Here is a 20,424-nt window from a genome sequence, read left to right on the forward strand (position 1 = left end):
TCTGTCCTTCAGCTCTCCAACCTACGCTCTGGAGCATCGAACGATACTTGGCTCGATGGGCTTCGGGAAAGTACAAGCCCTTCCGTAGGCACAAGCGGCGATCCCGACATTGGCTTTTGCGCATCGCGCAGCGCCAACCTCGGCTGTTCGCCCATTGGCCTCTGCTTCATGGATACGGCCGAACAATGGGAGCCGGATGATGCGAGAGTATCACGTCCGGTTCTGAGAGAGCGCGGGGTGAAACTCCCCTGCGCCACTCGCCTGGTCGTGACGATCGGCGGGAGAAGACATTGGCTCTGGCGCGCCGTCGATCAGGACGGTTACGTGCTCGACGAGATCGTCCAGACCCGCCGCAACACCAAGGCTGCTAAACGCCTGCTGATCCGGCTGATGAAGAACCAGGGAGGCCTGTCGAAGCGCATTGTCGCCGACAAGCTTCGCTCCTAGGGCGCGGCACAGCGTCAGATCATGCCCACGGTCGAGCATCGACCGCTCAAGGGGCTGAACAATCGCGCCGAAAAATTCGCATTTGCCACTGCGAAAACGGGAACGGCTGATGCAACGGTTTCGCTCGCCAGGCGCGCTGCAACGCTTCACAAGCGTCTTCTCGGCAGTCCGAAATCTCTTCGTGCCGCCGCGCTCGAAACACTCAGCTATCGCTGTCCATCTACACCGCCTCAGGGCGATCGCACATTGGAAGGCCGTGGCCGAGACAGTTGCCTGACCCACACGTCTTGTCGAACGCGTACTTCAAGAACTTAACCTGACATCACCCGCCGCCGGGATCCTTCGGATTGTTGGAATAGCCGCCTTCGATGATAAGCACCTTGGCGAGAGAGCGCGCGAATTCATTTGCGCGGTCGAGGACCTGCATTGTTGATCTCCAAAAATATGATGATGTGTCGGACAGAGACGTGTCCGGTGGATATTAACCGGACGCTATCCTTGCCGGATCATTGCGGTGGATCGATCGACATGCGCCGATCAAGTTGTCGGCGCTCGTGAACCCCAGCGCGGCACCAGGAGACCCGGCAACCCACCAACAACCCTATGCCGGGTCTCCTTCACGGAGCTGCGTAGAGGTTTTGGCGGTTCATTTCTGGTTCCTTTTGGCAACAAAAAAGGCCCCCGCGAGGGAGCCTTATAGAAGCAAGGCAGCAGACATGCTGCTCGTGAGATGACCAGCCTAGCGGGTGGTAATAGCCCCGCCGATAACTGCGCCGAGCGCGAAAGCTGCTACTGGATACCAAAGCCCATCGCTGTGGCGTCGATACCCATGGCGGTGTTCGTGATACCCGCGATATCCGTGGTAGTAGCCGCGGCGACCGTGTTCACGGTGAACGTAGCGGTCATGCCGATCGCGACTGACGGAGCCGTGATGTGGCCGCCGGTGATGGTCGTCGCGGACCTGAACCACATCGATATTTTCAACGATTACAGGACGAATAGACTGCAAGGGAGCGGCAGAGACAGACGTCAAAGAAGTGGCGCCGATGCAAATCGCGACGATCCCGGTGCAAACTGCTTTCATCACATTCATTTCAATTCCTTCGCTATTTTTGCGGAGGGACGTTGGACCTGCGCTTATTAACGTAAGGTGAACACGCCCTCCCTGCGGCAAAAGGAGACTCAGTAGCACCCCAGACTTTCTGCCGGGTCTCCGCCTCCCCGGAACCTCGAGGCCGCGTAGAGTTTTGAGCTGTTGATTGACTTTCCGATGTGGGAAAAGAAAAGCCGCCCAAAGGACGACTTTCGTTCGTCTCAATTTTGAGTTCGATTCAGACGAGGCGCGCTACGAGGATGAAGCATCAAGATTGATTTGCCATGTGATGTTAAGGTCTCTCCCATGGCAGATCGCGCGAACGACGGTGGTAGCCATCTTCTCGAGATATTTTAGGCTTATCCAGCCAAGCGGCGGATCTTCTTGCCCCCTGACACTTTCGACTCGGCATCCGTCCTGCTCAACCCGGCCGACAATGCGCTTTCCATTGGCAAGCGGCAGTTCAAAACCGTGATCGGTCATCGACGGAATAAGATCGGGAGGAAAGACAAGCGTACTGACAAAGTCTCTGGCGTTGTCGGACGTAATCGCGTCCGCAATAACGAGGGATCGAGCTGGCGCATAGGTGATCTTCCGCGCCTGCGTGAACCCAAGATTTGGGAAGTCGGCAGCGCCCGACACCATGAAGTCGTTTTTCCCGACTTCCAAGGGTTTCAAGCTCGATCCATTGAGTTTTACGTCATCCGGCGTCTGCGGCTTGCCAGCGATGCTGATGGTATTGTGTGCGGCTGCGCTCTTGAAGTAGTTCCGGTAAGCGTTCTTGTTATAGGAGAACTTTCCGCTGTCTACGAAGATTTGCCGGCCGTGTTCAAACAGCTCAAAACTCAGGTTGTCGGCGTGCTTGTGCCCACTTTTGACATCATTCATGCCGGTAACAAAGAGCATGGAGTCATGCTGCGGCGGATTTGACCGGATAACAATGTAACCAGATTTTGACCAGTCGCGTACTGAGAACTCTTTCCCGTTATCCATTCTGACGGCATCCTTGTCCGGAGCCTTTAAGGGAACACCTCTACCTTCCGTGTCACCAACCTGTACGACATTGCCATCCGGAAAAATAAGGTAAGGCCATGCTTCATGGGCTAGGTCTAACTTCCGCCGCAGATCAGGCAAGTTGAACCTGTCGGCGCCACCGACGTTCTCGATCGCAGTCAAAGCGAACCTATGATACTGGGGCGAATTTTCCCGATGTATCCCCTCGTCCGTGAACTGGCTGCCAGCGATCTTGGCATACATCTTCGCGGCAAATGCTCGCCCCCTACGGCACTCGGAAAGATCGGCGAACTCTTGGCAGAGCATGTCGAGGCCGACAGTTTGAAAGAGCCCATGGTTGCCGGAGCTTATGAAATCCTCTTCCTGCAAGCGGTTCGCATGAACCACTGCTAGTTTCCGAAGGATGCTTCGGTCTTCCGAGGAGGGGTTCCACTCACCCATTACGATCTGTTCTTCAAGGAAAGCCAAATGCATGGCTCTTAGACCCGCTGCCATGTCGTACCAACTGAACTTGGTCGTTTTGCCTTCAACCAAATGAAAGTAATACCAGTCACGGATGTAGGTCATGGTCTCGTCGAGGTACGCCGCATTGCCGGTTTTCGAATACCGATCAAGAATCGGATCCGTCATTCTCCACGCATGGAGGTGAAAGCGCCAATTCCTGTCGCGGAACGGATCTGCGTCCCAGTCCAATGGTAGGCTGAGCGGCCATGATGCGAGGTCCCGCCGGGGCTTGAAGCCTGTAGCCTTCTGTTGCCCGTAATCCGTCGGAATGTTGAGCGATATCGAATTCAAAGTGATTGGCATATCTTTTGGAGCAGGCTCCCCACCGGTGCCGGAAGCCGCTACGAACAAGCCAACAGTGGTGGCAATGAAAGAGAGTTTTCGCATTGGCTTACCATGCCCCGAGACATGCCTCCCCTTTTTTACACAAACGCAACGACAGGCAACAGCTTCAGGCAATCACGATTGCTCGATTATGTTTGCCGGATAGATGAATACCTCTAGGCGGCCGTAATCCTGCTCAACCTTACGGATTTAGCCAGCGGCGGCTGGATGAGACCTGTTCGGAACGATGACCGCTGTTGGCAAACCAGACTTTACTCACCATCTTCGCTCTCCCCCGTTAAAGGAGTCGGCCACACTACCGCGTCTGCCGCCGCCTGCGCGTCCTCAACTGTGTCTGCTGCATCGATCGCCGCTTTTGTCGCCCGGCGAGCGTTTCGGATTGCTGCGCCGATAGGCAGCCACGCGTCATACATCCTCGCAACGAGCGTCGCCACGGTGAGATACGCCTTCGCTTGCGCGGCGGAACGGCTGCCGAAGTTCACGATTACTATCAGCAGTTCCTTCAAGAGAACGACAGGCTGATGGTGTCCGAGTTGACGCACAACCATAAGCACGAGCGATACCACAAAGACACGGGCAGCTGGATCGAAGCAAATCCTCCATTCCGATAACTCTAAGAAATTCCCAAAGCCTCTGTGGACACCGAGAAACTTGCCTTTGGCGAGCGCTTGAGCGAACTTCTCATGCCATGCGTTTTTCAGATGGCATGGCTTAACCATGGGAGCGTCTCATGAAAGACGACGAGATCGAGCGCCTGGCGAAGCTATTGTGGGAACAAGAAAATCCATCGAAGCCGTGGCTCACGCCAGCGTCGCGGAGCGTGCTCGTGCAGGATGTAGTGACCGGTGCCTCCGAAGAGGATCGAGAGCGCTACAGAAACAGAGTCAGAAACGGCGAAAGATGAGCCTTCGCCGTGGCGAAGTAGAATAGCCGAACTCCAACAAACGTCGGAGTACACGCTCCTTCAGAAGCGTCAGTTCGGCCACCATGCGTTGCCCGTGGCGATGCGATTAGGAATTAACCGCAGCGTTGTTTGCTCTGACCAGGCTGCCGGTATAAAGTTGTGCCCATAGGCCAAGAACAAGTGCCGGAATCGCCCAAGGGAGGACTTCGATGCGCTACTTTCTAGTGTCTTTTTGTTTCATCGCACTCGTTATCGGCGCTGGTGAACCTGCCGGTGCCCAGACAGCTCAATCAAGCATAGAGGCGAACATTGCCGACTTCGTCGCCAAGTTTTCCGCTAAGGATGCGAAAGGCCTGGGTCAACACTATACCGAAGACGCAGTAGCGTTTCCCCCCAACGAGAACCGGGTCGCCGGCCGCGAAAGCATTCAGACGATGTGGCAGGGCTGGATTGATGCCGGATTGACCGATTTGACACTGAAAGCGGCGCAGGTCGAGGAGAGTGGCAATTTCGCGTATGAGGAGGGCACCTACTCGATCAAAATCCCCGGCAAGGACGGCAAGACCAGCGAGGAAACCGGCAAATACATTGTCGTATGGAAGAAGGGCGACGACGGCGAATGGCGACTGCATCGGGATATCTGGAATACGAACCCTGCTAAGTAGGGTTCATGCGCGGTCGCTCGGGCTCATCATCGCCATTGCTTGGTTGAAGCTTGGTGCCGGGCTACCGATCGGTATCCATCGAGCGCGATCGCATTCGTGGATCCGCCGCGGAACTGGTCGTTGAAAATCTCAAGCGAAAGATAATCGTCGTAACCGGTTGCGGAGACGGCCTTCATGAAGTCAAGGACCGGCAAGTCGCCTTCGCCGGGCATATTGCGGAAATGGCGGCTCCAATAAAGCAGATCCATGTCGATCAACGGCGCATCGGCAAGCTGGACGATGAAGATTTTCTCCTTTGGAATTGACCGGATGGAGTTGACGTCGATCCTGCGGGAAAGCGTGTGGAAGCTATCGAGGATCAGGCCGATATTCGGATGATCGGCGCGGCGGACGATTTCCCATGCGTCACGGTGATCATGGATGTGGCGCCCCCAGGCGAGGGCTTCGAAACCGACCCGCATTCCGCGTTTGGCAGCGCGCTCGCCGAGCTCGTGGAAGTCGGCGGCGGCACGGTCGATCCCGCCGATTGCAACGGGCGACACGTTCGAGCAGACAAGGACCAGATCCGCGCCCATCTCCTGCATGAGGTCGAATTTGCGCTCGGCGCGATCGAAAGTTCTCGTCCTGAAGGGCTCGGGCATGCCCTCGAAGTCACGGAATGGCTGGAAGAGTGTGATCTCGAGCCCAAAATCTCGTACCATCCGGCCGACATTCCGCGGACTTTCATCAAAAATCAGGAAATCGTTTTCGAATATCTCGACGCCGTCAAAACCAGCCTTCGCGATCGCTTCGAGCTTCTCTTTCAGATCACCGCTGATCGACACGGTCGCAATGGACGTCTTCATAGCGTTTTCTCCATCCTAGCTGTGACTGCACATCAGGCTCGCGGATATCGCCGCAGCGTCATGCGCTTGTCTTCGAACGGACCGCCCGCCGCGCTGCATCGCGCCCGCTCAAAGCACCGAAGACGATGGCAGGCCCAAGCGTGATCCCCGGGCCGGGATAGGCGCCGCCCATGATCGACTGCAGGTCGTTTCCGCAGGCATAAAGACCTTCGATTGCCGTCCCGTCGCGGCGCAAAAGCCGACCGTCTTCGTCTCCGACGAGGCCTGTCGCCGATCCGATATCGCCCGGCCACAGACGGACCGCGTAAAAGGGAGGGGTTTCAAGTCGACCAAGGCTCGGGTTCGGTCCGTGTGTGGGATCGCCGTTGGCCTTTTCATAGACCGTCGTGCCCCGCGAAAAGTCGGGATCGATCCCGGTTTTCGCATAGGCATTCATGCGCACCACACTGTCTTTCAGACCAACGGCATCGATACCGAGCCCGGCTGCCAGCTCTTCCGGTGTTCTTCCCTCGGTGAGATAGCCGTCGGCAAGGAAAGGCTGGATGTCGGCCCCTCCGGGACGGATCATTCCCAGTCCGTATTTTTTCAGTGCCTTGGCATCGGCGACAAGATAGGCCGGTATATGGCTGCCATCCCTGTTGAGCGCGTACATCGCCGAGACAAAGCGGTGATAACTGGTGCTTTCATTGACGAACCGACGACCGTCGCGCCCCACCGAAATGATGCCAGGTTTGGACCGGTCGAAGACGAAGTGCGGGAAGATCGCCATCGATCCATCCTTGCGGCGCCGCCGCGACACCGGCGCCCAGAAGCAGGGCTGCTGCGCCGTATCGCCGTGATAGGCACCAGCGGCAAAGGCAAGCTCATGCAGCATGCCTTTGCTTCCTGGTGCGGCAGGGCTGAATTCCGGCTGCGGGTCGGGCAGTTTTTCGCGACGCAGCCGCTCGTGCTGCGCAAATCCGCCCGAGGCCAGGATCGTTCCACCCCCCACCCTGATTGTCCGTTCGGTTCCGTTCTGGCGCAGCGTCAGTCCATTGACGCCCTTATCGTTCATAGAGAAGGCGGTTGTTTCGGCTTCCGTGAGGATGTCGACGTCAAGTTCCAGGGCGGCAGTCAGCATACGCCCGATCAGCGCATTTCCCATGACGAGGCGCGTGCCGCGGCCAAAACGTAGCCTGCCGATGTAATACCGGGCGATCAGCTGCGCCGAATAGGCTGTCGATTTCAACGATTTCCCGAGTTTCAGCAAATGGGCAATGTCGTCACGATCGATGATCATGCCGCCAAGCACTGTGAATTCCGGAATCGCCGGACGGATCAGTTTCAGGTTTGCACCAAGACGGGCCGCTTCGAACGGCACCGGCTCCAGCGCTCGACCGAAAGTGGAGGCGCCATCCAGTTCAGCCATGTAATCCGGGTGGAAGGGACGGGCCCGAAACAATACGCCCGCCTTGTCTTCAAGGGCGTCGATAACACCAGGCCCAGCGCGCAGAAAGGCATCGCGGAGTGCTGCCGCACTTTGATTGCCGACGGCGCGATCCAGGAAACTCGATACTTTGTCGTAGCTGTCCTTCGCACCGATCGCATCCGAGTGGCGTGTCAGCGGTATCCAGGTCGTTCCCGCTGAAAAGGCAGAAGTCCCCCCAAGATATTCGCAGCTTTCAACAAGTAGCACGCGCGCGCCCTCCAGTGCTGCAAAGATCGCGGCGGAGAGTCCCCCGGCCCCTCCCCCAAGAACAGCCACGTCATAGGTTTGACCGGTTTCAGCCAATGTCCGGTGCATGCGATGCCTCCCGCATCTCAAATGTCGCGTGAATTTTCAGACGATGCCGGCAAGCCTTCAGTGATGGGCGAGAATTTCGCCGAGGAAAGCTCGCGTCCGCTTGTGCTTAGGTGCCCGGAAGAAATTTTCGGGATCGTTTTCCTCGACGATCTCGCCGTCGGCCATGAAGATGACCCGATCGGCGACCTGGCGCGCGAAACCCATTTCGTGGGTCACGCAGATCATCGTCATTCCGTCACGGGCGAGCCCGACCATGGTGTCGAGAACTTCCTTGACCATTTCAGGATCGAGCGCCGATGTCGGTTCATCGAACAGCATGGCCTTTGGCTCCATGCACAATGCTCGGGCGATGGCAACGCGCTGTTGCTGTCCGCCCGACAGTTGCGCTGGATACTTGTGAGCCTGATCGCCGATACGAACGCGATCAAGATATTTGCGAGCTGTGGCTTCGGCATCGGCCCGCGACAGTTTTCGCACCCGCATCGGCGCGAGCGTGCAGTTTTCCAGGACCGTCTTGTGCGGGAAGAGATTGAATTGCTGAAACACCATACCGACTTCGCGGCGCACCGCGTCCACGGCCTTCTGGTCATCCTTCACGCGATGTCCCGCCACAAGGATCTCACCGCCCTGGCTTGCTTCCAGGCGATTGATGCAGCGGATCAGGGTTGACTTTCCCGACCCGGACGGACCGCAAAGCACGATCTTCTCACCCTTTGAGACAGTCAGGCTGACCTTCTTGAGTGCGTGAAAGGCGCCGTACCACTTTTCCACCTCGTGCATGACCACCATGGGCTGGTTGGTGTTCTGCTCGCTCGCGGCGCTGATCGACTTGGTATTGGTCACGATTGTTCCTTTCTATTTGGAGGCGATGGCGGCCATGCGCCGCTCGATGCCACGGCCCCACAGGGATAGCGGCCAGCACATCACGAAATACAGCGCACCCACGACGGCAAAGACGAGGAGCGGTTTGTAAATCTGGTTTGAGACGATCGAACCGGCACGCGTGAGCTCGATGAATCCGACGATCGCAGCAAGCGACGTGCCCTTCAGAAGCTGCACGAGAAAACCGACGGTCGCCGGCAGCGACAATCTGAATGCCTGGGGCATGATCACATCGACCATCAGGCTGCGCGTATGGAGACCGAGCGCATCGGCGGCTTCCGTCTGGCCTTTCGGAACGGCTTGTATGGCACCCCGCCAGATATCGCCGAGAAACGCAGAAGCGTGGGCGGTGAGCGCGATGCTGACGGCACCCCAGGCCGGCAAATCGAAGCCAAGCAGCGGAAGGCTGAAGTAAGCAACGAACAATTGCATCAACAGTGGCGTGCCCTGGAAAAGGCCGATCCAGCCGATGGCAAGCATACGGATCCAAAAGACCTTCGACACGCGCGCCAGCGCCACGACGATACCGAACGCAATACCACCCACAAAGCCGATTGCCGTGAGGATAAGCGTCCAGCCAAGCCCTTGCAGAAGGTAGGTAATTTCCTGCATTCCCATCTCGCGTCCTCCTCAACGTTGTGGATAGTTGAAGGCCCGGTGGCCGATTGCCGCCAGGAGCCACATGGTGACCAGCGAGATCACCAGGTAGATGCCTGTCAGCGTGAAATACGTTTCGAAACTGCGGAAGGTCTCGGCCTCGATCCGCTGCCCGACGGAGGTCAATTCGTAGGCGGAGATCGAGGTGCAGATCGCCGTTGTCAGGGTCAGCAGGATGAATTGACCGGCCAATGACGGGTAGATGGCACGAAGGGCGGGTTTGAGGATGATCAGCCGGAAGATCTCGTGCTTGTGCAACCCGAGCGCCAGCCCCGCTTCGGTCTGCCCTTTTGGAATGCTTTCGACGCCGCCACGAATGATTTCAATCGCATAGGCGCCGCCGTTCAAGCCCAAGGCAAGGATGGCGGTGACGGTAGGGTTCAACCTGATGCCGGCGAGCGGCAATGCGAAGAAAATGAAGTAGATCTGGACGAGAAACGGCGTGTTGCGTGTCACCTCGACAAAGGCCGTAACCAGAAAAGAGGGCACCCGCATGTGGGATCTAAGGATCACGACGCCGAACACGCCGATGATGGTAGCGATGGCCATGCCGGTAACGGCGAGAAACAGGGTTCCCAATGCGCCGAAGGCCAGGCTTTGCCAAACGTCGGTGACCACGCTGAAATCAAGTGTCATTCTCATCCCTCCCCGCGAGCTTGCGGCTCAATCCCATTCCGGTTCCCAATCGAAGCGGGTATAGCGCTCGCCACGGGCAAGGCCGTGGATCGCCGCCATGTCTTCCGGCGAAAGCTCGAAATCGAAAATGTCGCGGTTGGACTGGATGTTTTCGAGCCTGGACGATCGCGGGATCGCTCCGACATTGGCCTGCTGGATATGCCAGCGCAGGGTGATCTGGCCGGCCGACTTGCCGTATTTTCGGCCAAGGTCATTCAGGAGGTCGGAGGAAAAGACCTTGCCGCGCGCGATCGGTTGGTAGGCGTTCAGCAGCATGTCGGCCTGGCGCATGCGCGACAGCAGTTTTTCCTGCGACAGGAACGGATGATACTCAACCTGATTGCAGAACAGCTCGGCCTTGTGCACATCGAGCGCTTCATTCAACAGGGCGAAGGTGAAGTTGCTGACGCCGATCAATCGGGTCTTGCCTCGTGCCTTGGCCTCAGCATAGGCGGCCAGCGTCTCGCCGAGCGGGGACTCCTTGCTCGGCCAGTGGACCAGCAGAAGGTCGACCTGATCCAATCCCAGCCTTTCGAGACTTTCGTCGACGCGGCGCGCGACGGTTTCGGGCGCCAGATCGTTGAACCAGATCTTGGTGGTGATGAAGAGTTCGTTCCTGGGCACGCCGCTGGCGCGCACCGCCCGGCCGACCTCGACCTCGTTGCCATAACGGATCGCCGTATCGATCTGGCGGTAGCCGAGTTCGATCGCCGTGCGGATTGCGGCCTCGCCTTCCGGTCCTTTCAGCTCGAATGTGCCGAAGCCGAGTGCAGGCACGGCCTCGCCTTGAATTGTTTTGGTTGTCGGATCGATCATTTTACATTCCTGGTATCGGTTGGATTCAACACGTTCAGCGAAGCCATTCTTGCTCGCTTTGCCCAGATTGCCGGCGACAATCCGGCGGACTGGCGATCATTCGGGATCTCGACTGCGATCGGCAGATCCGCGGGAAGTGCCGCAAACATTGCACCAAGATCGAGCGCGCCGTCACCCGGCATCAGCCTCGCGTGACGGGCCGTGTAGTTCAGCGCCTCGCGGCTATCCGGGATTTCGGCGGGCGCATCACAGATCTGGGCGTAATGCAGCCATTCCCGGGGTACGGCGGCAATCTCGTCCACGCGCGTCCTGGACCTCGAGACGTGGAGTGCGTCGATGATGACGCCCTGATTGGGCTGGCCGGCCGCCTGCAGCACCCGCAGCGCCGCGGCAAGGTCGCGAAGTTCTGACTGAGGCATGAATTCGAGATTTATGGAGAGGCCGAAATCGCTCGCCGCCTCACAAAGGGCGACGAAGGACGCCGTCAGGCGCGCCTCATCCGGATCATCGCCGGCAACGAGAACGGCCTGTGCTCCAAGGCGAGCGGAACATTCGAGAAACGGCAGAAGCGGATCGGGATCAAAGTCCGCAGCGAGGCGAACGATCTCTATGTCGAAAACACCGATACCGCTGTCTTCGATGAGATTTCGTAGCGACCGTAGCCTTGCGGGGTCGTCCATCAGTGGGAAGGCGAGCCCTCCGGGTAGCGCCGGAAGAAGGCGGAATCCCACATAGTCATAGCCTGCATCGGCGGCCGCCCGCACGGATTCTTCCGGCCCGGTACCGAGGCATGTGAGAAAGGAAAGCGATAGTTTTCTGGTCATGCCGCAACCTTGCCCGCAGCGAGCATTTCAGTGAGCGTAACCGTTCGGTCCTCGCGCGCCGCCAGGTCGACCGCAAGGGTTCCGGCAAGCGTCGCCATGCCGTCGCGCGCGGTAATGAGCGGCGCTGCTTTACCATTGATGACATCGACGAAATGATCGAGCTGATTGACATAGGTCAGCGATCCGTCACCCGGACGATGCTCGCGAACCAGCGGATGCTGCCAATGCTCATTCTCGTTGGCATGGCGCCAGAGATACATGTCCGACACCGAAAGTGCCGCCTTCCGGCCTGTCAGAAACAGGCATGGCCCGGGCTGCGTCGGATGATAGAGTGCCTGGCCCGACGTATACTCCCAAGCCCAGGGGCTGACGGCGCCGTCCGAGATGAGGAACGTGCCAAGGGCACCGTTGACGAAGCGGATCGAAATGCTGGCCGTGTCTTCAACCTCGAAGCCACGTCGCGCGGACGAGGTAAAGGCGCGGATGCTTTCGATTTCGCCCACCAGATGGCGCAGCACGTCGATATCATGGATCAGGTTGATGAGCAGAACACCGCCACCGATCTTTCGGCGCCATTCGGTGTTGAAATAGTCGTCGGGCTTGTCGAACAGGGTCATGCCATTGACGGCAACGAGCGGGCCGAGTTCGCCTTTCTCGATCGCCTGCTTGGCAGCACGGATATCGGGACTGTGGCGGCGCTGATGTCCAACCAGAACTGGAACGCCCGACCGTTCGGATGCTTCGACGATGCGCGCAGCCGACGCAATGCTTTCTGCAATCGGCTTTTCGACCATGCACGGGATACCGCGCGAGATGCAGGCAAGTGCCGCCGGCGCATGAAGGTGGTTCGGCAAAGCGATAACAGCACCGTCCGGTTTCGTTTCGTCCAGCATGCGATCGAAATCGGTGAAGTGCGGCACGCCAAGGCGGTTTGCCAGTTGCGCGGCCTCCGGCGCCGGATCGCAGATCGCGACAATCTCGGCAGTGCGGTGCGAATTCAGAAGATCGGCATGTTCGCGGCCGATGAGGCCGGCACCCATAAGAGCAATACGCGTCATGCTATCATCTCCGCCATTGCGCGCAAGGCGAGGCGGTAGCCGTAGGCTCCGAAACCGGCCATGACCGCGGTTGCCGTCACTGACACCAGCGACTTGTGATAGATCGCTTCGCGCTGATGTACGTTTGAAATGTGAAGTTCGATCTTCGGGCCGCTGAACATCTTCAGGGCATCGAGGATGGCGATAGAGGTAAAGGTGTGGGCGGCTGGATTAATGATGATTCCGGCGGCCTGCTCGCGGGCGGCATGGATCGCCTCGATGATCTCGCCTTCGAAATTCGACTGGCGAAAATCGATGGAAATTCCAAGCTCGGCAGCGTCCGACCTGCACCAGCTTCGGATCTCGTCCAAAGTGGTATGACCGTAAATTTCCGGCTCGCGCTGGCCGAGCAGATTGAGGTTCGGCCCGTTTAATATGAAGATATTCCGCATAGAAAGTTTCCCGCTGCTGAACGGGTACGCGGCCGGCGAACGTGGCCGCGCACTCTTTTTGTCACGATCTCGATGAAAAGGGTTCAGCCGTGCTTATTGGACGGTGAACGGCACACCTTCGAGCGTCTTGGGGAAGTCAGGCAGCTTGTCATCGCCAAGCCACTTCTTGTTGATGGCCTCGAGGCGGCCGTCAGCGCGGATCTTGTCGATGAACTGGTTCAGCCAGGCGTTGATCTCCTTGTCGCCAAGCTTGGTCGTCACGCCCATCCATTGCTCGTTGAAGACCACCTTCTGCTCGAAATCGTTGCCAGGTGCAGCCTTGTCCAGATTGAGCTTGTAGGTCGTGTTGCCGCCAATGGCATCGACCTGGCCGGACACCAGCGCCTGCATGTTGGACGCATCGTCATCAAAGCGGCGGATATTCGGGATGTCGCCGAGTGCCGCGGTGATCGCCTTGTCCTGCGCAGCCCCGCGCGGCACGCCGATGCGAAGATCCTTGGCGTCCTGAATGGTGGTGATCTTGTTCTTCGCACTGGACAGAAGGATGATCTTCAAGCCGGCATAAGGCTCAGAGAACTGCACGGCTTTGGCACGATCGGGATACATGCCCATCACGGCCATCTGCAGATCGACCTTGCCGGTCAAGAGGTTCGGAATGCGTGCGGGAACAGCGTTCGGAACGAACTCGACCTTGACCCCCAGCTCCTCGGCAATCAGCCGTCCGACTTCGACATCGTATCCGATGTTCTTGCCGGAAGCGTCGATGGAGCCCCAGGGAGCCTGCTCGCCCATGACGCCGATGCGGACGACGCCCGCTTCCTTGATTTTTTCCAGCGCCTGAGCCTGTGCACCGGATGCCGCAAGCGCCATGCCAACGCCGGCCACGAGGGCGAGTGCAGTGGTCCGGAATGAGAATTTACCCAACATGAAATGTCCTCCTTCGATTTGATGCTGTGGTGGATTCGAAACGGCAAAACTCCTCTTTCGCCATTCCACGCAGTTGCCCGCGCCTTCATTAGCCAACCGGATCGTTGCAACACTGCACTTACGGAAACGGAGTTGGCCAAATTCAAGATGATGACAGAGCCGGTGCCTCACCGACTGCGAGACAGAGAGGCGCGCATGGCGCATGTCTTTCTGCATGCGCCTGAGCCAGGACGGCCTCGTTTCGATACTGTGGTGCCGAGCCGCCATCAGGACCTCGTCGCCATCGCTCGGTAATGGGCGATCGTTTCCGAAATGCCCTGTCGCAGCGGCGTGAATGGTATCGCCCCAAGCACTGTTTCGTTGTCCGTCGGGGCCATGTTCGGCGCCATCGGCACGACGGGTCCTGCATAGTCGATCTTCGCACCCTCAATCTCCGCGAGGATTGCCGCGATCACATCAGGCACATCTTCCGTCGCGCCGCCCAGGGTGAGCGCATGCGCGCCTTCAAACGGCCGGGTTGCAGCCGCTGCAAAGGCAGCCGCGACATCGGCGACATAAACCAGATCCTGCAGACCCGAATATCCGATCGTGTAGGCGTTGCCGGCAACCGCCTCCCGGCAGGCAAGCGTCGGGCCGGCGGTGAGCCCGCTCTCGCGCCCGGGACCGTAGACGACCGTTGGGCGCAGGCCGATGCTTGCAATGCCTGCGTCCCGCCAATAAGCGCGCGCGCTTCCTTCGCAGGCCAGCTTGAACGCACCATATTGCGTGACCGGATAGGGTGCCGCTCCGTCATCCGGGCCGAATACCGCTGCGCTGCTTGCGTAGGCGATACGGCGAATTCCATTGGCCTTGGCCGCTTCAAAGACATTCAGCGTGCCGATCAGATTGACTTTGGCGCCGAGAACGGGATCGTTCATACAGGCAGGGGTCAATAAAGCTGCAAGATGGATGATGGAGGAGCAGCCGCGAGCCGCTTCGGCAAGCGCCGCACCATCGGTGATATCGCCTTGGAACCAGTCGACGCGCTCCGCCACTTCGCCGGCAATCTCCCGCAAGATGCGCCGATCGGTCGTGCGATCGAAGATGCGAACCTCATGACCCTGCCCTGCCAGCGCCTTCAGGATCCAGCCGCCTAGGAAACCGGCGCCGCCGGTGAGCAATATCGGGCTCATGCGGACGCCTTCATATTTTCGGCCGTCAAAGAGAAGGCGGTTTCGTAGATGTTGCTGATCGGAGCGGTCAGGACGCCACTGGCGATTGCCAGCTGCTCGGCTTGCGGCAAGGCGGATCGCAGGCCCGGGCTCGACGATCCCTCGATGAGGATCACGACGTCGAAGCCGCTTTCGTTCATCTCTTCGCGGAGCTCGGTTTCGCGTGTGCGCACGCTCGAAACCTCGTTTCGGGAAACACCGATATGAACGCAGGACACGCCGTCTAGCGTCAGGATGTGTTGAGCAAGCGACTGGGCTTCGGCCCTCAACCGCTCTTCAGCACCGTCTCCCGACAGGTCCAGGCGGACCGTCGCCATGCTGCCGCCATCGCCATAACCGGCCGTTGCAATTTTTTCACAGGCGACCCGCAGGAAATTCTGGAAACTCGGAGCGATCTTCGCCGTCCACGGCGTCGGGTTGTTGAGACGTTCGAGGTAGGCCGGAGACCGGAAAGTATCGAGGCTCTCTCCAGCATAGATAGTTCCGAAGACATGACGCGAGGCGCCGGGCGCCTGCAAACGCTTGCCCATCGTGAAGCCGGGAATCGATAGGCGCTCCGGCATATGCTCGCGGGTGTGCCACTCGATATAGGTACGATCTGCGCCTTCGGCGATGTCATGCCACATCGCAAGAAAGGCGGAGCCCTTTAATCCCATTCCTACCTCCTCCGACATGCCACTTCTGGTTTTCACCAGCTTGACAATCACGTCATTTCCAACTCATGTAGGATACTAGAATGTTAGTATGTTGCAAAAGTCAAGCGCGTCGTTGTCGATTGACCAAGATGGGCGAATGAAAGGTGGAGGACGTCACAATGGAAAAAGAAGCTGCACGCGTCGCAATCGTGACAGGAGGAGCCGGCGGTCTCGGGTTTCCGATTTCAGCTCGCCTGGCGGCGAAAGGCCACAAGGTCGCTCTTTGGGATATCGATCGCGAACGCGTCGAAGCGGCAGCTGCAAAACTGCCGGGTGCCCGGGGTTATGTCGTCGACGTGACGGATCCGGCTGCGGTCGACGCCGCAACGGCACAAGTCGCCGCCGACATGGGTCCACTCGGTATTCTCGTCACCGCTGCTGGCCACAATGGACCGGTGGAAAGCTTCGAGAAATATCCGCGCGACGGCTGGCGATTCGTGATGTCGCTCAATCTTGATGCGGTCTTCCATTGCTGCCAGTCAGCAGTCCGCGAAATGTTGAAGACAGGTTACGGTCGAATCGTCAATATTGCCTCGATCGCCGGGAAGGAAGGTAACCCCAATGCCGTGGCTTACTCGGCATCGAAAGCCGGCGTGATCGGCCTGACGAAATCGGTCGGTAAGGAACTGGCGACGACTGAGATCCGCGTCAATTGCGTTGCGCCCGCTGCCATCGAAACCGAGATGATGAACCAGCTGACGCCTGAGTTCATCGCCTATGTAACGTCCAAGATTCCTGTCGGCCGCCTTGGTCAGGCAGATGAGGTCGCAGCCCTGGTTTCATGGCTTGCATCCGAAGAATGCTCCTTCTCGACGGGGGCGGTCTTCGACGTCTCCGGCGGCCGCGCAACCTATTGAGATCAGACCATGTACAAACGATATCCTCTCTCGCTTGCCTTCCTCACCGTATTCGGCTGCCCGCCCATCGAACATGTGAAGGTCGCTGCGGCATCCGGCTACGATATGGCCGGTTTGCGACTGATCGCCCCGCATGGACTGGATCTCGCCCACCCGATCGTCGGAAACCGGCCGTTGATCCGCGAGATCATACAGGCGGGCGATGACCTCGGCATCTCCTATTATGACGGTGAAGTCTTTACGTTGTTGCCGCAGACCGACGTCGAAAGCTGGCTACCCGTGATCGAGACGGCTGCCGAATTCGGCATCCCCGTCATGCAGATCACCTGCGAGGACCCAGACCTGTCCCGGGCGGGCGACAAGCTCGGCCAGATCGCCGATGCGGCGGCAAGCCACGACATGAAGATGGCGATCGAATTCATGCGCTGGCGCTCGACAGCGACAATCCAGGATGCCGCCCGTCTCGCAGCCGCATCCGGTCGAGACAATGTCGGCATTCTTCTCGATGCGCTGCATCTGTCGCGCTCCGGCGGAAATCCCACTGATGTCGCAGCCCTGCCGGAAGGGCTGGTTCTCTACCTTCAGCTCTGTGATGCACCCGCCCAACAGCCGGCCGACAACGCCGCCTGCATATCCGAGGCAAGGACCGCGCGCATGTTTCCGGGCGATGGCGGCCTTTGGCTGAATGAGCTCATGTCGGTCCTTCCACGGGACATCGTCATCAGTGTCGAAACACCTCACAAGGGTGATTCAGCGTTGAGTTTTGGTGAGCGTGCCGAAAAGGGGATGGCAGCAACGCGCCGTTTTCTGGATGCCCTTCAGAGCTAACGGGCGACGGCGGACTGGTTTCGGAGTATTGCAACTCTAGGGATTGGCATCGTAGAGAATCGGCGATGCTCTGCGGATGGTCGCCTGATGCGATCGATAGAACAGATTGGGAGGCGCGGGAATGGAGTTGAGACCAAAATCCTCGCTGGGCGCTCGTGTGACCGAGCGGTTGCGACGAGCCATCGTCGACGGAGAGCTCGAACTAGGGGATGCGCTATCCGAGGATAAGCTGGCGACAACCCTTGGCGTCAGCAGAAGCCCGGTCAAAGAGGCGTTTGCGACGCTCGAGCAACAGGGGCTGATCGATGTGCGCCCGCAAAGGGGCAGCTTCGTCTTCATGCCGACGCGCGAAGACACCCAGAACCTTTGCGAATTCCGCAAGACGATTGAACTCGAAGCGCTGAGCCTTGCAATGCAGCGGCGCCGGGACGAAACACTCGCAGCCATGCGCGCTGCTGCCGAAGACATGAGCGCTGCCTGCGAAGCCGGCGACAGCTTGCGCAGTGTTCGTGCCGACGACCGCTTTCATGAAGTGTCGCTGGAATATTGCGGCAATCCCTATCTCATCAATGCCTATCGCCTGGTGTCGAGCAAGGTTGCGGCCCTACGCTCGCATCGGTCGACGCTCCCGACCCGAAAGCAGGCAAGCGCCGAACATCTTGTTATCGTCGAGATGCTGGAAGCCGGGCAGATGAAGAAGGCGCTGGACAACCTCCGCACGCACATCCTGATGATGGTAGAGCGCTACAATACGGAGACGGAGCCAGGCAGGGCCACAGGCGGCCGCGCCGCCCGCAGCCCGACACTGGACCATATCGGACCGCTTCCTGATTAAGCGGTCCGGCTCGGCCTTTATAGGCCGATCAATGGCCGCATCGGTTCCAGCCTCGTCCGGCGTCACCGAAGGCTTTCCATCCGGACTCGGTGACGGCCACTGTATCTTCGAGCTTGATGAAACCGAGGCGCGGATGCTGCCAGGTGGTTTCGATCGACAAGACCATGCCCGTTTCCAGCGCCAGCGCTCGGTGCGCGGCCGGATAGGGAATCGGCCCGTCGTCGAGAAGCCTTGGCGCCTCGTGGGAAATCAAACCCATTCCATGCGCAACAAAGCTCATGCGCCCGTCGCGCTCGGATGAGAGGAACGGTGCGGTCGCGGCGAAAATCTCCTGGCCGATCGCACCGGTACGGATCGGGCGGCGAGCCGCCTGCTGGATCTCCTCGATGAATGCCAACGCGTCTTCCAGTTCCGACGAAGGTTCGCCGAGAATACCCATGCGGCAAAGATCGCCGATATAGCCGTGATAGTTTCCGCCCGAATCGAGCGACACGATATCGCCTGCCTGCACCCGCTGCTCGGACGGCGCCCGATTGAGGCTGTTGCCGGCAGTGATCAGGCAATATTCGAAAAGCAGGCCGCGTTGCGTTTCCTCTCGGCGCAGGATATCGACGATATCGTGCTTAGTCTGCCCCGGCTCAATCTTGGAAAACGTCGCCAGCATGGCGTCAATCACGCCCTCGGAAGCGTGTCTAAGATGATCAAGCTCGGGTGCGGTCTTGATTGCGCGCAACGTCTCCAGGACTTCGACGCAATCGGAAATCGCCGCCTGCGGACAAGCGGAACGAAGGATCTGAAACGCATCGGCAGGCAGAAAACCCAGTTCCGCGCCGATGGCTGATGGCGAGATGCCGCAAGCGCTCATCCGGTCAAGGCAATAACGCATCGCATCGGCCGATCCCCGTGCCTTCAGATCGAGATCAGGCCAGAAGCGGCCGAGATCGCGCTCGTAGACCTCATTGGGATTGCCGATATAGGTGGCAAGGTCGGGGCGGCCCCGCGGATAGATCAGGATCGGTAGATAACGGCTGAGACCCGTCGCATCCATGTAATCGAACATGAAGAAGCGATAGCCGCCAAGCAGATATTGGACATTATGCTTGGATGATACGAGGAGGACGTCGAGGCCCCTCTCCTCCATCAACCGGTCGAGCAATCCACTATCGAATGGCGGCGTTGCCGCGGGTTGCAGAGCATTCATTGTCCACTCTCATTTCTTTCCGTTATTCGGGCAGTATCGAGTTGCTCCATCCATGCCCTGCAGACGTTCAAAGTTCTCCTGCTCCAAGCTAGGGGCCCCAAGGCCTTCAGCTGCGAATGGTTCGGCACCTCGACACTGACGATCAGGTCGTCGGGCAAGGCATTGACGAGGCCGGAGACATCGATGCCGCCCTCACCTGGCAAGAGGCGCGCCTGTCGTGCGGTAAACAGCAATTCTTCGCGGCTTGTCGGAATGTCGGCAGGTGCGTCGCAGATCTGGAAATAACTCATGCGGGCCGGATCGATGGCGGCGATATCGGCAAGCTTGGTCGCAGAGCGCGCGACGTGGATGAGGTCGATCAACATCTCTGCGTTGTCGCGTGCTGCGTTGGCGACGATCCGGCTGGCTGCGGCGGCATTGTTGAGTGCCGTCCAGGGGGTGAATTCGAGATTGACGGTCAGGCCATATTGCGCTGCCGCATCGCATAGCTGCCCGTAAGTCTCGGTCATTCGCGCTTCATCGGGATCATCCCCGGCGACGACGATCGTACGGGCGCCGACCTCTGCGGAAGCTTCGAGCATCGGAAGCCAGAGTTCACATTGCGCGACACCATCGATCCGGGCGATTTCAACGTCGAGAACCGTGACACCGGTATCGGCGATCCGTCTCTTCGTTTCGCGAAGCATGGCCGGGTCGTTCATCAGTGGGAATGCCTGGCCGCCCGGCATAGAGGGCATCATGCGGATGCCTGCCAGATCATAGCCAGCCGCAGCGGCGAATTCGATCATGTCCGGCGGGCTGGTTTCCAACGTCATATAGGAAAGCGAATACAGTCTCCTCACGCGCGTTCATCCGTTTTCATTGGTGGAGGGCTTCGTTTGAGCGTTTTCATTGGTGGAGGGCTTCGTTTGAGGTGAATTGGTCGTC

The 20,424-nt window shown here is 58.8% G+C and carries 22 protein-coding genes and 2 pseudogenes; 6 read left to right on the forward strand and 18 right to left on the reverse strand.

Annotated features, from left to right (window positions below; translation table 11 throughout):
* Window positions 1–264: 264 nt before the first annotated feature.
* Window positions 265–724 (forward strand): annotated as a pseudogene (locus ACPYOI_RS04665) (IS6 family transposase); the annotation flags it as partial.
* A gap of 45 nt (window positions 725–769) precedes the next feature.
* Here ACPYOI_RS04665 and ACPYOI_RS04670 read toward each other — a convergent pair.
* From ACPYOI_RS04670 to ACPYOI_RS04685, 4 genes are all read right to left on the reverse strand, one after another.
* A complete protein-coding gene (locus ACPYOI_RS04670) occupies window positions 770–874 on the reverse strand; it encodes a glycosyl hydrolase 108 family protein (protein WP_481418755.1) in 105 nt (34 codons plus the stop codon).
* Window positions 875–1,236: 362 nt separating this feature from the next.
* Window positions 1,237–1,419 (reverse strand): hypothetical protein, encoded by a 183-nt coding sequence (locus tag ACPYOI_RS04675; protein WP_481418754.1) that lies wholly within the window; start codon window positions 1,417–1,419, stop codon window positions 1,237–1,239.
* Window positions 1,420–1,792: 373 nt separating this feature from the next.
* A complete protein-coding gene (locus ACPYOI_RS04680) occupies window positions 1,793–3,445 on the reverse strand; it encodes a heparinase II/III family protein (protein WP_481418753.1) in 1,653 nt (550 codons plus the stop codon).
* Between the two features lie 209 nt (window positions 3,446–3,654).
* Window positions 3,655–4,122, reverse strand: a complete 468-nt coding sequence (locus ACPYOI_RS04685) for a hypothetical protein (RefSeq protein WP_481422579.1) — start codon at window positions 4,120–4,122, stop codon at window positions 3,655–3,657.
* 11 nt (window positions 4,123–4,133) lie between these two features.
* On the opposite strand from ACPYOI_RS04685, the gene ACPYOI_RS04690 reads away from it, so the two are divergent.
* Both ACPYOI_RS04690 and ACPYOI_RS04695 read left to right on the forward strand, forming a co-directional pair.
* Window positions 4,134–4,307, forward strand: coding sequence for a hypothetical protein (locus ACPYOI_RS04690; RefSeq protein ID WP_481418751.1), 174 nt, complete (start codon window positions 4,134–4,136; stop codon window positions 4,305–4,307).
* A 209-nt stretch (window positions 4,308–4,516) separates the two neighbouring features.
* The gene (locus tag ACPYOI_RS04695; protein ID WP_481418750.1) at window positions 4,517–4,972 is read left to right on the forward strand and encodes a YybH family protein; all 456 of its coding nucleotides are present in this window, start codon (window positions 4,517–4,519) and stop codon (window positions 4,970–4,972) included.
* A 62-nt stretch (window positions 4,973–5,034) separates the two neighbouring features.
* Here the strand turns inward: ACPYOI_RS04695 and ACPYOI_RS04700 are convergent.
* The 12 genes and pseudogenes from ACPYOI_RS04700 to ACPYOI_RS04755 form a co-directional block, all read right to left on the reverse strand.
* A pseudogene (locus ACPYOI_RS04700) lies at window positions 5,035–5,817 on the reverse strand (sugar phosphate isomerase/epimerase family protein); the annotation flags it as partial.
* A gap of 58 nt (window positions 5,818–5,875) precedes the next feature.
* Window positions 5,876–7,600 carry an FAD-dependent oxidoreductase gene (locus ACPYOI_RS04705; RefSeq protein ID WP_481422580.1) on the reverse strand — a complete coding sequence of 575 codons (1,725 nt, stop codon included), beginning with the start codon at window positions 7,598–7,600 and terminating at the stop codon, window positions 5,876–5,878.
* A gap of 57 nt (window positions 7,601–7,657) precedes the next feature.
* Window positions 7,658–8,380 carry an amino acid ABC transporter ATP-binding protein gene (locus ACPYOI_RS04710; protein ID WP_481418756.1) on the reverse strand — a complete coding sequence of 241 codons (723 nt, stop codon included), beginning with the start codon at window positions 8,378–8,380 and terminating at the stop codon, window positions 7,658–7,660.
* 75 nt (window positions 8,381–8,455) lie between these two features.
* Window positions 8,456–9,100 carry an amino acid ABC transporter permease gene (locus ACPYOI_RS04715; RefSeq protein WP_481422581.1) on the reverse strand — a complete coding sequence of 215 codons (645 nt, stop codon included), beginning with the start codon at window positions 9,098–9,100 and terminating at the stop codon, window positions 8,456–8,458.
* 12 nt (window positions 9,101–9,112) lie between these two features.
* Window positions 9,113–9,781, reverse strand: coding sequence for an amino acid ABC transporter permease (locus ACPYOI_RS04720; protein WP_481418747.1), 669 nt, complete (start codon window positions 9,779–9,781; stop codon window positions 9,113–9,115).
* Window positions 9,782–9,802: 21 nt separating this feature from the next.
* A complete protein-coding gene (locus ACPYOI_RS04725; RefSeq protein ID WP_481422582.1) occupies window positions 9,803–10,630 on the reverse strand; it encodes an aldo/keto reductase in 828 nt (275 codons plus the stop codon).
* Window positions 10,627–11,454, reverse strand: a complete 828-nt coding sequence (locus tag ACPYOI_RS04730) for a sugar phosphate isomerase/epimerase family protein (RefSeq protein ID WP_481422583.1) — start codon at window positions 11,452–11,454, stop codon at window positions 10,627–10,629. Before ACPYOI_RS04730 ends, ACPYOI_RS04725 begins: the two co-directional genes overlap by 4 nt.
* On the reverse strand, window positions 11,451–12,512 hold the full coding sequence (locus tag ACPYOI_RS04735) for a Gfo/Idh/MocA family protein (RefSeq protein ID WP_481418744.1): 1,062 nt from the start codon (window positions 12,510–12,512) through the stop codon (window positions 11,451–11,453). The genes ACPYOI_RS04730 and ACPYOI_RS04735 overlap by 4 nt, the downstream gene beginning before the upstream one ends.
* Window positions 12,509–12,943 carry a type II 3-dehydroquinate dehydratase gene (gene aroQ, locus ACPYOI_RS04740; protein ID WP_481422584.1) on the reverse strand — a complete coding sequence of 145 codons (435 nt, stop codon included), beginning with the start codon at window positions 12,941–12,943 and terminating at the stop codon, window positions 12,509–12,511. The genes ACPYOI_RS04735 and aroQ overlap by 4 nt, the downstream gene beginning before the upstream one ends.
* A 93-nt stretch (window positions 12,944–13,036) precedes the next feature.
* Window positions 13,037–13,870, reverse strand: a complete 834-nt coding sequence (locus ACPYOI_RS04745; RefSeq protein ID WP_481418742.1) for a transporter substrate-binding domain-containing protein — start codon at window positions 13,868–13,870, stop codon at window positions 13,037–13,039.
* A gap of 266 nt (window positions 13,871–14,136) precedes the next feature.
* Window positions 14,137–15,042 (reverse strand): NAD-dependent epimerase/dehydratase family protein, encoded by a 906-nt coding sequence (locus ACPYOI_RS04750; protein ID WP_481418741.1) that lies wholly within the window; start codon window positions 15,040–15,042, stop codon window positions 14,137–14,139.
* On the reverse strand, window positions 15,039–15,737 hold the full coding sequence (locus ACPYOI_RS04755; RefSeq protein WP_481418740.1) for a hypothetical protein: 699 nt from the start codon (window positions 15,735–15,737) through the stop codon (window positions 15,039–15,041). Before ACPYOI_RS04755 ends, ACPYOI_RS04750 begins: the two co-directional genes overlap by 4 nt.
* Before the next feature lie 158 nt (window positions 15,738–15,895).
* Between ACPYOI_RS04755 and ACPYOI_RS04760 the strand changes: the two genes are divergently transcribed.
* The 3 genes from ACPYOI_RS04760 (at window position 15,896) to ACPYOI_RS04770 (ending at window position 18,296) form a co-directional block, all read left to right on the forward strand.
* Window positions 15,896–16,633: an SDR family NAD(P)-dependent oxidoreductase gene (locus ACPYOI_RS04760; RefSeq protein WP_481418739.1), complete on the forward strand. Its 738-nt coding sequence runs from the start codon at window positions 15,896–15,898 to the stop codon at window positions 16,631–16,633.
* Window positions 16,634–16,642: 9 nt separating this feature from the next.
* Window positions 16,643–17,461 (forward strand): sugar phosphate isomerase/epimerase family protein, encoded by an 819-nt coding sequence (locus tag ACPYOI_RS04765; protein ID WP_481422585.1) that lies wholly within the window; start codon window positions 16,643–16,645, stop codon window positions 17,459–17,461.
* A 121-nt stretch (window positions 17,462–17,582) separates the two neighbouring features.
* On the forward strand, window positions 17,583–18,296 hold the full coding sequence (locus ACPYOI_RS04770) for a GntR family transcriptional regulator (protein WP_481418737.1): 714 nt from the start codon (window positions 17,583–17,585) through the stop codon (window positions 18,294–18,296).
* A 28-nt stretch (window positions 18,297–18,324) separates the two neighbouring features.
* On the opposite strand, the gene ACPYOI_RS04775 is transcribed toward ACPYOI_RS04770, so the two are convergent.
* Together ACPYOI_RS04775 and ACPYOI_RS04780 are read right to left on the reverse strand one after the other, a co-directional pair.
* Window positions 18,325–19,497, reverse strand: a complete 1,173-nt coding sequence (locus ACPYOI_RS04775; protein ID WP_481422586.1) for a M24 family metallopeptidase — start codon at window positions 19,495–19,497, stop codon at window positions 18,325–18,327.
* Window positions 19,494–20,339 carry a sugar phosphate isomerase/epimerase family protein gene (locus tag ACPYOI_RS04780; protein ID WP_481418735.1) on the reverse strand — a complete coding sequence of 282 codons (846 nt, stop codon included), beginning with the start codon at window positions 20,337–20,339 and terminating at the stop codon, window positions 19,494–19,496. Before ACPYOI_RS04780 ends, ACPYOI_RS04775 begins: the two co-directional genes overlap by 4 nt.
* Window positions 20,340–20,424 lie beyond the last annotated feature (85 nt).

This window comes from Rhizobium sp. SVR5-2C (genome assembly GCF_056755115.1).

Coding starts and splice junctions, on each gene's coding strand:
- ACPYOI_RS04670 (WP_481418755.1), bottom strand. CDS start 874: ATGCAGGTCCTCGACCGCGCAAATGAATTCGCGCGCTCTCTCGCCAAG.
- ACPYOI_RS04675 (WP_481418754.1), bottom strand. CDS start 1,419: ATGTGGTTCAGGTCCGCGACGACCATCACCGGCGGCCACATCACGGCT.
- ACPYOI_RS04680 (WP_481418753.1), bottom strand. CDS start 3,445: ATGCGAAAACTCTCTTTCATTGCCACCACTGTTGGCTTGTTCGTAGCG.
- ACPYOI_RS04685 (WP_481422579.1), bottom strand. CDS start 4,122: ATGGTTAAGCCATGCCATCTGAAAAACGCATGGCATGAGAAGTTCGCT.
- ACPYOI_RS04690 (WP_481418751.1), top strand. CDS start 4,134: ATGAAAGACGACGAGATCGAGCGCCTGGCGAAGCTATTGTGGGAACAA.
- ACPYOI_RS04695 (WP_481418750.1), top strand. CDS start 4,517: ATGCGCTACTTTCTAGTGTCTTTTTGTTTCATCGCACTCGTTATCGGC.
- ACPYOI_RS04705 (WP_481422580.1), bottom strand. CDS start 7,600: ATGCACCGGACATTGGCTGAAACCGGTCAAACCTATGACGTGGCTGTT.
- ACPYOI_RS04710 (WP_481418756.1), bottom strand. CDS start 8,380: ATGCACGAGGTGGAAAAGTGGTACGGCGCCTTTCACGCACTCAAGAAG.
- ACPYOI_RS04715 (WP_481422581.1), bottom strand. CDS start 9,100: ATGGGAATGCAGGAAATTACCTACCTTCTGCAAGGGCTTGGCTGGACG.
- ACPYOI_RS04720 (WP_481418747.1), bottom strand. CDS start 9,781: ATGAGAATGACACTTGATTTCAGCGTGGTCACCGACGTTTGGCAAAGC.
- ACPYOI_RS04725 (WP_481422582.1), bottom strand. CDS start 10,630: ATGATCGATCCGACAACCAAAACAATTCAAGGCGAGGCCGTGCCTGCA.
- ACPYOI_RS04730 (WP_481422583.1), bottom strand. CDS start 11,454: ATGACCAGAAAACTATCGCTTTCCTTTCTCACATGCCTCGGTACCGGG.
- ACPYOI_RS04735 (WP_481418744.1), bottom strand. CDS start 12,512: ATGACGCGTATTGCTCTTATGGGTGCCGGCCTCATCGGCCGCGAACAT.
- aroQ (WP_481422584.1), bottom strand. CDS start 12,943: ATGCGGAATATCTTCATATTAAACGGGCCGAACCTCAATCTGCTCGGC.
- ACPYOI_RS04745 (WP_481418742.1), bottom strand. CDS start 13,870: ATGTTGGGTAAATTCTCATTCCGGACCACTGCACTCGCCCTCGTGGCC.
- ACPYOI_RS04750 (WP_481418741.1), bottom strand. CDS start 15,042: ATGAGCCCGATATTGCTCACCGGCGGCGCCGGTTTCCTAGGCGGCTGG.
- ACPYOI_RS04755 (WP_481418740.1), bottom strand. CDS start 15,737: ATGGGATTAAAGGGCTCCGCCTTTCTTGCGATGTGGCATGACATCGCC.
- ACPYOI_RS04760 (WP_481418739.1), top strand. CDS start 15,896: ATGGAAAAAGAAGCTGCACGCGTCGCAATCGTGACAGGAGGAGCCGGC.
- ACPYOI_RS04765 (WP_481422585.1), top strand. CDS start 16,643: ATGTACAAACGATATCCTCTCTCGCTTGCCTTCCTCACCGTATTCGGC.
- ACPYOI_RS04770 (WP_481418737.1), top strand. CDS start 17,583: ATGGAGTTGAGACCAAAATCCTCGCTGGGCGCTCGTGTGACCGAGCGG.
- ACPYOI_RS04775 (WP_481422586.1), bottom strand. CDS start 19,497: ATGAATGCTCTGCAACCCGCGGCAACGCCGCCATTCGATAGTGGATTG.